The organism is Eoetvoesiella sp., assembly GCF_035555955.1.
Taxonomy (GTDB): Bacteria; Pseudomonadota; Gammaproteobacteria; order Burkholderiales; family Burkholderiaceae_B; genus Eoetvoesia.
In genome coordinates this window covers 72,964-82,454 of the sequence record NZ_DATMGA010000068.1, presented here as the reverse complement: position 1 = coordinate 82,454, position 9,491 = coordinate 72,964, and the positions used below count along the sequence as shown (strand labels likewise).

The window sequence follows — 9,491 nt, the reverse complement described above, 5'->3', positions numbered from 1 at the left end:
TACCTGGGCGGCACCACCGACATCACCCGCGTCGTGCCGGTGGGCAAGCCCAGCCGCGATCAGAAGCGCGACTACACGGTGGTGCTGAAGGGCATGGTGGCGCTGTCGCAGGCGGTGTTCCCGCGCGGCATCGCATCGCCCATGCTCGACCCCATCGCGCGCCTGCCTATATGGCAGGCCGGCGCCGAGTTCGGACACGGCACGGGGCACGGCGTGGGCTACTTCCTGAATGTCCACGAAGGGCCGCAAGCCATTTCGTACCGCACGCCCATCAATGCCAACATGGGCATGGAGCCTGGCATGATCACCTCGAACGAGCCGGGGCTGTACCGCCCGGGCAAATGGGGCATCCGCATCGAGAACCTGGTGGTCAACCAGCCCGCCTTCACGACGCAGTTCGGCGAGTTCCTCAAGTTCGAGACGCTTACCCTGTGCCCGATCGACACGCGCTGCATCCTGGACGAACTGCTTACCAACGAAGAGCGCGCCTGGCTGAATTCCTACCACGAGCAGGTGCGCGAACGGCTGGCGCCCTGGGTCCAGGGGGCGGCCAAAGAGTGGCTTTGGGCTCGAACGCAAGCGCTGTAAAGGCTTTTCATGAAGTCCGCGCGCGTCGGCTATAATTCCAATTTCCCGCTCCCGCCCGGTGCTCCCGGGCGCCAATTACGATGACCAAATATGTGTTTGTAACGGGTGGGGTAGTGTCCTCCTTAGGTAAGGGCATTGCTGCTGCTTCTCTTGCCGCGATCCTCGAATCTCGCGGTTTACGTGTCACGATGCTCAAGCTTGACCCGTATATCAACGTCGATCCCGGCACCATGAGCCCGTTTCAGCACGGTGAAGTCTTCGTCACCGAAGACGGCGCGGAAACCGACCTCGACCTTGGCCACTACGAGCGCTTCATCTCCACGCGCATGCACAAGGTCAACAACTTCACCACCGGCCAAATCTACGAATCCGTCCTGCGCAAAGAGCGTCGCGGCGATTACCTTGGCAAGACGGTTCAGGTCATCCCGCACATCACCAACGAAATCCAGGACTTCATCGCCCGCGGCGCCAAGGCTGCCTGGAACGGCGAGGCCGACGTGGCCATCGTCGAAATCGGCGGCACGGTGGGCGACATCGAATCCCTGCCTTTCCTCGAGGCGGCGCGCCAAATGAGCCTGCGCCTGGGCCGCAACAACGCGGCCTTCGTGCACCTGACCCTGGTGCCCTACATAGCCTCGGCCGGCGAGCTCAAGACCAAGCCCACGCAGCACTCGGTGCAGAAGCTGCGCGAGATCGGCATCTATCCGAATGCCTTGCTGTGCCGCGCCGACCGGCCCATTCCCGACGACGAGCGCGCCAAGATCTCGCTGTTTTCCAATGTGCCGCTGGATGCCGTCATTTCCGTCTGGGACGCCGACTCCATCTACAAGATTCCCGCCATGCTGCACAAGCAGGGCCTGGACAACCTGGTTTGCGATGCGCTGGCCATCTCACCCCCGCCTGCCGACCTGTCCATGTGGGACAGGCTTATCGATGCCATCGAGCATCCGCGCAACGAAGTGCGCATCGGCATGGTCGGCAAATACGTCGATCTCACCGAGTCGTACAAGTCCTTGTCCGAGGCGCTGGTGCATGCGGGCATTCATACGCATTCGCACGTCGGCATCGAGTACATCGATTCCGAGGTCATTGAAACCGAAGGCGTCGACTGCCTCAAGCACCTGGACGCCATTCTGGTGCCTGGCGGTTTCGGCAAGCGCGGCACCGAAGGCAAGATAGCCGCCATCCGCTATGCCCGCGAAAACGGCGTGCCCTACCTGGGCATCTGCCTGGGCATGCAACTGGCGGTCATCGAGTTCGCCCGCGACGTCGCCGGCCTGGAAAACGCCAACAGCACCGAATTCGACCCGGCCACCCCACATCCGGTGGTGGCTCTCATCACCGAATGGCAGGATCGCGAAGGCCAGATCGAGCGCCGCGACCAGGCTTCCGATCTGGGCGGCACCATGCGCAAGGGCGCGCAGCGCTGCCCGGTCAAGCCCGACACGCGGGCCCACGACATCTACGGCAACGAAGTCTACGAACGCCATCGCCATCGCTACGAGGTCAACAACGCCTATGTGCCGCGCCTTGAAGAGGCCGGCATGGTCATCAGCGCCCGCACGCCCACCGAGCAACTGCCCGAAATCATGGAGCTGCCCGGCCACCCCTGGTTCATGGGCGTGCAGTTCCACCCCGAGTTCACCTCGACCCCGCGCGATGGCCACGCCTTGTTCAGCAGCTTCATCAATGCCGCGCTGAAGCGCCAGGCCCAGCGCGTCGGGAAGGAGTCGGCATGAGACTTTGTGGATTCGAAGCGGGCCTGGACCAGCCGTTTTTCCTTATCGCAGGCCCTTGCGTCATCGAGTCGCGCCAGATGGCGTTCGATACGGCTGGCGTGCTCCAGGAGATCACCGGCAGGCTGGGCATCCCCTTCATCTACAAAAGTTCGTTCGACAAGGCCAATCGCAGTTCCGACAAGTCGTATCGGGGCCCCGGCATGGAAGAAGGCCTGCAGATACTGGCCGATATCCGCGCGCAAATGAAACTGCCGGTTCTTACCGATGTGCACACCGTCGATCAGATTCCCGACGTGGCGCAGGCGGTCGACGTGCTGCAAACACCGGCCTTTCTGTGCCGCCAGACCGACTTCATCCACGCTTGCGCGGCCTCGCTCAAACCGGTCAACATCAAGAAGGGCCAGTTCCTGGCGCCGCACGATATGCTGCAGGTGGTGGCCAAGGCGCGGGCCGCCGCCATCGAGGCGGGCGGCGACGGCGGCAACATCATGGTGTGCGAGCGCGGCGCCTCGTTCGGCTACAACAACCTGGTGTCCGACATGCGTTCGCTGGCCATCATGCGTGAAACGGAATGCCCGGTGGTGTTCGATGCCACGCATTCCGTGCAACTGCCGGGCGGGCAGGGCACCTCGTCGGGCGGCCAGCGCGAGTTCGTGCCGGTGCTGGCGCGCGCCGCCGTGGCGGTGGGCGTGGCGGGCCTGTTCATGGAAACCCATCCCGACCCCTCCAAGGCCCTGTCGGACGGCCCCAATGCCGTGCCCCTGCACCGCATGGAAGGGCTGCTCGAGTCCCTGGTCGAAATCGACCGCTGCGTCAAACGCAACGGCCTGTTCGAAATCTAGCCTCTTCCCGCAGCGCGGTGTGGGGCTCGGCTTAGGCTCTCTGCCGGGCCGCCCCAAGGCAAGCCGCGCTTTCTTCCCTTTTTGTTGTTTTACAGCAAGTGGACTTGCTTGGTGGATTTCGCCGCCGTAAAATCATTGACTTATCAATAATTGTGTTATCCAGGGTTTTTCATGGCTCCCATAGCCGCAACAGATTCCTCCGCAACCGGCCGCGTCCTGTCGGTTCGCCAATCCCTTTTCGCCATGCTGGGCCTGTGCTTCGTGGTCATGATGGTCGCCATCGACCAGACCGTGGTGGGCATGGCGCTGCCCACTATCGTGGCCGAGCTCAACGGCTTCGAACTGTATGCCTGGGTGGGTACTTCCTATCTGCTCACCTCGGTCATCATGGTGCCGATTTTCGGCCGGCTGGGCGATTACTACGGTCGCCGGCATTTCGTCATCGCAGCCATCGTGGTGTTCGGCGCCGCTTCGGCCTTGTGCGGGTTTTCCAACAGCATGATGCAGCTGGTTCTGGCGCGCGCGCTGCAGGGCATAGGCGGCGGGATGCTGGTGGGTACTGCGTTTGCGTGCATTCCCGACTTGTTCCCCGAACCGCGCGTGCGCCTGCGCTGGCAGGTGCTGTTCAGCTCGGCCTACGGGCTGGCCAACGCCATTGGCCCGACCCTGGGCGGGGTGCTGACGCATTATGCGGGCTGGCGTTCGGTGTTCTTCGTCAACCTGCCCATCAGCATTCTGGGCCTGTGGTTCATTTCAAAATACCTGCCGCGTATCCGGCACATGCAGCACGGCAACATCCACCTGGACTGGCAGGGCGCCATACTGATCGCGGCGGGCCTGAGCGGCCTGCAGCTTTTCGTGGAATTCCTGCCCACGCCGAACATGGGCTCGATGGCGGCGCTGGCCGGGGCGGGCAGCGTGGTGATGTTCGTAGCCCTGTATTTTTGGGAAAGGCATTGCGTGGATCCTTTGCTGCCGCTCGATATGTTCCGCAACAAGAGCCTGTCGGCGCTGTTCGGCCTGTCCACGCTGCTGGGCTTTGCCATGTTCGCCATTCTGTTCTACGTACCGCTGCTGCTGCAGGGCGGCTTCGGGCAGACGCCGCAAGCGGCGGGCGTGCTGATTACGCCGCTGGTGTTTTGCATAACGGTGGCCAGCATTTTCAATAGCCGTATTCTGGTGCGCCTGCCCAACCCCAACATCATGCTTTACCTGGGCTTCGTGCTGCTGTTCATTTCGTGCGCGGGCCTGGTGGTGATCTCCCGTTCGACCAATGTGTGGGTCATGGCGGGGATACTGGTGGTCGGCGGGCTGGGCCTGGGCTTTGTCGTGCCCAACCTGACCGTATTCGGCCAGGAAATCGCCGGACGCGGGCAACTGGGCATTGCAACCGCCTTGCTGCAGTCCACGCGCATGATAGGCGGCATGCTGGGCATGGCCATCGTGGGCTCTCTGGTCAATCACTACTACGTGCAGCATGTGAAGCAGGTGGTGTCCACGCATTCGCCGGGGGCTTGGGCGGGCATGCTCGAAGATCCGCAAATACTCATGAACGCCGCCGACCAGCAAAAGTTCACCGGCTTGCTGCATGGGCTGGGGTTGGACGGAGCCGCCCTGATCGACGCGGCGCGCGCCTCGATGGTGTCGTCCATACACCTGGGCATGGTGCTGGTTTTGCTGGTGGTGGTGGCGGCTTCTTTCTGGGTGCGCGGCGTAGAGCCCGTGCGTTTCAACCGCGCTCCGGGCGGGGCGAAGCCGGCCGCCGGCCCTGCCGCCGGCACCGAAGCGGTTGCCGAGTCCAGTGCTGCGTCGCCAGGCGGCGATAGGCAGGAGGCGCGCTGATGCCCATAGAATTACCCGCGTTCAAGGTCGTGCAGCAACTGGGCCGCACATACCGCGCCATGCTCAGCTCTTTCGACGCCAGCATGGGCCTGCCTTTGCCGCGCTGGCGCATCCTGCTGGCACTGTACCAGCAGGGTCAGATGTCGCAGAAGCACCTGGCCGAGCAACTGGGCATGGATCCAGCCGCCCTGACGCGCCAGGTCAAGGCCATGCAGAACCTCGACCTCATCGCGCGGCACAACGACGAACGGGACAATCGGCTGACCAATGTCGTTCTTACCGGCGACGGCGTCCGGCTGGTCGAACAGGCCCTGCCCAAGCGCATGGAATTCTTTGGCACGCTGGTTTCCGACCTTTCCTCCGAGGAAGTGGAAACTCTGAGCAGGCTGCTCGATATTCTGGAAAAGCGCTTGCGCAGCGAAACGCCGCGTCCGTGATGGCCTAGGAGCGTGGACTGGCGGGCCGCTGCCTCGAAAGCCTTCCACGTTCGCGCTTCCAGTGTTCGGCGGCCATGGGAGCGGCTTCGGGCGCTTTTGTGATACCAAAAGAAACCTGGCGTTCCGGTTTGAATGGGCCGATTTTGCCAAGCCCGAGTACAATCAGACCTTTAAATTTATCTCTCCCGGGTTGTTGGGCCGGGCGGGCGCCAAACCAAATCGTAATTTCAGGCAGGACTGTCAATATCATGAGTGCAATCGTAGATATCATTGGGCGCGAAATTCTTGACTCGCGCGGTAACCCCACCGTTGAATGTGATGTGTTGCTCGAGTCGGGCGCCATGGGCCGCGCCTCCGTGCCGTCCGGCGCTTCCACGGGCTCGCGCGAGGCCATCGAGCTGCGCGACGGCGACGCTTCGCGCTACCTTGGCAAGGGCGTGCTGCGCGCCGTCGAGAACATCAACACCGAGATCTCCGAAGCGCTCATGGGCCTGGACGCCCAGGAGCAGACCTTTGTCGATCGCACTCTCATCGACCTGGATGGCACCGAGTCCAAGAGCCGTCTTGGCGCCAACGCCATTCTGGCTGCCAGCATGGCCGCGGCGCGCGCCGCGGCCGACGATTCCGGCTTGTCGCTGTATCGCTATTTCGGCGGCAGCGGCCCCATGCAGATGCCGGTTCCCATGATGAACGTCATCAACGGCGGCGCGCATGCCAACAACACGCTCGACCTGCAGGAATTCATGATCCTGCCCATCGGCGCGGGCAGCTTCCGCGACGCGCTGCGCATGGGCGCCGAAGTCTTCCACGCCTTGAAAAAACTCATCAACAAGCAGGGCATGTCCACGGCAGTGGGCGATGAAGGCGGTTTCGCGCCCAATGTCGCCAACCACGAAGCGGCCATCCAGCTCATTCTGCAGGCCATCGGCGATGCCGGCTACGAGGCCGGTTCGCAAATCGCCCTGGGCCTGGATTGCGCCAGCTCCGAGTTCTATCGCGATGGCCGCTATCACCTGGCCGGCGAGGGCGGGGTGGCACTGACCGCGCAGGATTTCGCCAATCTGCTGGGCACGTGGTGCGACAAATATCCCATTGTCTCCATCGAAGACGGCATGGCCGAAAACGACTGGGAAGGCTGGAAACTGCTGACCGAGCAACTGGGCAAGAAGGTGCAACTGGTGGGCGACGACCTGTTCGTCACCAACACCAAGATCCTCAAGCAGGGCATCGACCAGGGCATCGCCAACTCCATCCTCATCAAGATCAACCAAATCGGCACGCTTACCGAAACCTTCGCCGCCATCGAGATGGCCAAGCGCGCCGGCTATACGGCCGTCATTTCGCACCGCTCGGGCGAAACCGAAGACTCCACCATTGCCGACATCGCCGTGGCCACCAATGCCATGCAGATCAAGACTGGCTCGTTGTCGCGCTCCGACCGCATGGCCAAGTACAACCAGCTGCTGCGCATCGAGGAAGAACTCGCCGAAGTGGCGTCCTACCCCGGCCGCGACGCATTCTATAATCTGCGCTAGCCGCTACAGCCATGCGACTGCTACTCCTGGTTTTGGTTTTGCTGACTCTGGCCGTCCAGTACCCGTTGTGGTGGGGCAAGGGCGGCTGGTTCCGGGTTCACGAGCTCGAGGAAAAAGTAGCGGCGCAACGCGACACCAACGAAGCGCTGCTGGCGCGCAACAATGCGCTGGCGGCCGAAGTCCAGGACCTCAAAACCGGGACGTCGGCGGTGGAAGAGCGCGCGCGCGGGGAGTTGGGCATGCTCAAGCAGGGCGAGACCTATGTGCAGATTCTCTCTCCCAACGAAAAAGAGCCGCAGTTGAAAACCCCCAAGCTGGCCAGTCCGGAAGACAAAAAGGGCAACTGACCACGGGCCGAAGCGCAAGCCTCGGCCTTCAGGCCGAGGTCAAGCGAGGCAATTTCGATATGGCGCCGGAGTTCTCCACGCGCTTCAAGGCAGGCAGCACAACGTGACGCCGCATTCCGGGTTTCCGGCTTGCGGCGTTGTTGCGTCGCCGCTTGCATCGGGCTGCGGTCCGGCTTGCGGGGTAGAGCCGGGGGCCGGGCTTTCGTAGCCATGCGGCGGACCGGCTGTGTCCGGCGAGCCCGGGGCGCCGCCTTGGGGTGCCGTGGCTGAAGCGTCTGTGCCGGGCGCTTGGCCGCCCGTTCTCAGACACCATATGCCGGTGCAGGGCTCTGTGGTGGGTGCGGCTGGCGGAGCGCTGACCGCCCGGCCGCTTATTTTGCCGCTGGCCGAAGCCGGCCATTGCAGGGCGTGGGTTTGCATGGTCAGGCGGATTTCCTGGCGCATAGGCAGGTAGCCCGCCCGGGACATGGCGCGGGCGCTGTAGCTGTCCATTCCCGAGACCAACTGGCGGATCAACCCTTTCAGGCCCGGCAGGGCGGGTTCGTGCAAATAGGTGAGGCGCAGCGCGAGGGTGTTGGCTTCGTAGATGTCGAGGCCCGAGGCCGGGCCGCGGCCTTGCGGCCGGCCGAGTTCGAGATGGCGCTGGTGTTGTTCGGCCTGGTAATGGTTGTCGATGGCGGCAAGGCCATGCCTGGCGCTGATTGGCAGCCGGGTGCCGCCGAAGTCGGCGAAGGCCGCCGGCCCGGGTTGCAGGACTTCGATGCGCCAGGGCGGACCGTCGACGGCCTGGGTGCGCTTGCGCAGCGCGGATTGCAGCTTTTGTTCGGCGGACTGCCCTTGTGATGCCGGATGCAAAGGCAGCAGGGCTTTTTCGAATGCGGCCTCCATGGCCTGGGGGTCGGCGTGCTGGGTGATGCCGGCCCGTGCGGCCTCGAGCAGGGCCAGGCTTACCGCCTGCTTGACGAAGAACCAATGCGCAAGCTCGATACTGCCCAGGCCCGCCATGAGCAGCGGAATCGCGACGGCGGAAAATTCGACAAGCGAGTACCCCGCCTGCAGCCTGTGGCGGCGGACGAGATATCGAGGAGGGCGGGACAGGGCTGGCATGGCGACAGTGTGCCGCGCCGGCCTGCCTGCGTCGATTGTGGAAAATGCCTGCACCCCGCGGCGCGACAGCTGCAGGAGCTGTATCCAGTGTCTGCCGCAAACGCTTTTGCGGCAAACAGCGCACTAGTGCAGGGACTGGCCGCCTTCCGGTTCTTGATTGATATGGGAGATGAACAGGCCCGCGCAATCGATGGGGTCGAAGCGATACGGTTTGCCGCAGAAATTGCAGGCGACGTCGACGTGGCCCTGCTCGGCCAGGATGGACTCGATTTCTTCGTTTCCCAGCGTGCGCAGCATATTGGCCACGCGTTCGCGGGTGCAGGGGCACCACCACCGCACGTCCTGGGGGTCGAAGGCGATCAGCGTTTCTTCCCAGAAAAGGCGATGGATGACGGCGTCGGTGTCCAGTTGCAGGAGCTCGTCGGGCTTCAGGGTATTGGCCAGCACGCAGGCGCGCTCCCAGGTGTCCTGGGCCTGTCCGGCCTCGGTGGTGCTGGTTCCGCCTTGCCCAGGCAGTTTCTGCAGCAGCAGGCCGGCCGTGTTCTGGGCGTCGGCGGCCAGCCATAAGCGCGTATCCAGCTGTTCGGAGTTGCGCATATAGTGTTCCAGCACTTCCGCCACGGTTTGCCCTTCGAGCGGCACTACGCCCTGGTAAGGCTGCAGGTCGGTGGTTTTGCGGTTGGGATCCAGCACTACGATGAAACGGCCCTGGCCATGCTGGTTGAGCAGGCTTTGCAGCGTGCCGCCGGCGGGGATGTCGTGTCCGTCGCGCAGCGTGGCCGTGGCCCGGATGGTGAGCCCTTGGCCACATTCGACGACGATGAGCGCCACCGGCCCATCGCCCTGCAGCTGCAGCACGACGGAGCCATCGAATTTAAGGTTGGAGGCCAGAAGCACGGCGGCCGAAGTCAGTTCGCCCAGCAGTCGCTGCACGCAATCGGGATAGCTTTGGTGGCTTAGCCCGGTTTGCCATTCGGCGGTCAGTTTTACTGCCTGGATTCGCGTGCTGTGATCCTGGAACAGGTATTTTTTGAGTTGGTCGGTCATCTATGGG

General features: G+C 63.3%; 9 protein-coding genes. 7 read left to right on the top strand and 2 right to left on the bottom strand.

The genetic code is table 11. The features are described 5' to 3' along the window. The 7 genes from VNT00_RS17150 to ftsB form a co-directional block, all read left to right on the top strand. On the top strand, nt 1-588 hold a 588-nt coding region (locus VNT00_RS17150; RefSeq protein WP_325589705.1), incomplete at its 5' end, for a M24 family metallopeptidase. 80 nt (nt 589-668) lie between these two features. After that, nucleotides 669-2,327, top strand: coding sequence for a CTP synthase (gene pyrG / locus VNT00_RS17145; RefSeq protein WP_325589704.1), 1,659 nt, complete (start codon nt 669-671; stop codon nt 2,325-2,327). Further along, a complete protein-coding gene (gene kdsA, locus VNT00_RS17140) occupies nt 2,324-3,169 on the top strand; it encodes a 3-deoxy-8-phosphooctulonate synthase (protein ID WP_325589703.1) in 846 nt (281 codons plus the stop codon). The genes pyrG and kdsA overlap by 4 nt, the downstream gene beginning before the upstream one ends. 171 nt (nt 3,170-3,340) lie before the next feature. After that, nucleotides 3,341-5,011, top strand: a complete 1,671-nt coding sequence (locus VNT00_RS17135) for an MFS transporter (protein ID WP_325589701.1) — start codon at nt 3,341-3,343, stop codon at nt 5,009-5,011. After that, entirely contained in the window at nt 5,011-5,448 is a 438-nt protein-coding gene (locus tag VNT00_RS17130; protein ID WP_325589699.1) for a MarR family winged helix-turn-helix transcriptional regulator, read from the top strand. Before VNT00_RS17135 ends, VNT00_RS17130 begins: the two co-directional genes overlap by 1 nt. A gap of 248 nt (nt 5,449-5,696) precedes the next feature. Continuing rightward, the gene (gene eno / locus VNT00_RS17125; RefSeq protein WP_325589697.1) at nt 5,697-6,983 is read left to right on the top strand and encodes a phosphopyruvate hydratase; all 1,287 of its coding nucleotides are present in this window, start codon (nt 5,697-5,699) and stop codon (nt 6,981-6,983) included. 11 nt (nt 6,984-6,994) lie between these two features. Further along, the gene (gene ftsB / locus VNT00_RS17120) at nt 6,995-7,330 is read left to right on the top strand and encodes a cell division protein FtsB (RefSeq protein ID WP_325589695.1); all 336 of its coding nucleotides are present in this window, start codon (nt 6,995-6,997) and stop codon (nt 7,328-7,330) included. Nucleotides 7,331-7,414: 84 nt separating this feature from the next. On the opposite strand, the gene VNT00_RS17115 is transcribed toward ftsB, so the two are convergent. Both VNT00_RS17115 and hslO read right to left on the bottom strand, forming a co-directional pair. Then, nucleotides 7,415-8,437, bottom strand: a complete 1,023-nt coding sequence (locus VNT00_RS17115) for a TadE/TadG family type IV pilus assembly protein (protein ID WP_325589693.1) — start codon at nt 8,435-8,437, stop codon at nt 7,415-7,417. Nucleotides 8,438-8,560: 123 nt separating this feature from the next. Further along, on the bottom strand, nt 8,561-9,484 hold the full coding sequence (hslO, locus tag VNT00_RS17110) for an Hsp33 family molecular chaperone HslO (protein ID WP_325589691.1): 924 nt from the start codon (nt 9,482-9,484) through the stop codon (nt 8,561-8,563). Nucleotides 9,485-9,491 lie beyond the last annotated feature (7 nt).

Bases quoted from the DNA above. Each gene is read 5' to 3' on its own strand.
- hslO (WP_325589691.1), bottom strand. From the start codon at position 9,484: ATGACCGACCAACTCAAAAAATACCTGTTCCAGGATCACAGCACGCGA.
- VNT00_RS17135 (WP_325589701.1), top strand. From the start codon at position 3,341: ATGGCTCCCATAGCCGCAACAGATTCCTCCGCAACCGGCCGCGTCCTG.
- pyrG (WP_325589704.1), top strand. From the start codon at position 669: ATGACCAAATATGTGTTTGTAACGGGTGGGGTAGTGTCCTCCTTAGGT.
- VNT00_RS17130 (WP_325589699.1), top strand. From the start codon at position 5,011: ATGCCCATAGAATTACCCGCGTTCAAGGTCGTGCAGCAACTGGGCCGC.
- ftsB (WP_325589695.1), top strand. From the start codon at position 6,995: ATGCGACTGCTACTCCTGGTTTTGGTTTTGCTGACTCTGGCCGTCCAG.
- VNT00_RS17115 (WP_325589693.1), bottom strand. From the start codon at position 8,437: ATGCCAGCCCTGTCCCGCCCTCCTCGATATCTCGTCCGCCGCCACAGG.
- kdsA (WP_325589703.1), top strand. From the start codon at position 2,324: ATGAGACTTTGTGGATTCGAAGCGGGCCTGGACCAGCCGTTTTTCCTT.
- eno (WP_325589697.1), top strand. From the start codon at position 5,697: ATGAGTGCAATCGTAGATATCATTGGGCGCGAAATTCTTGACTCGCGC.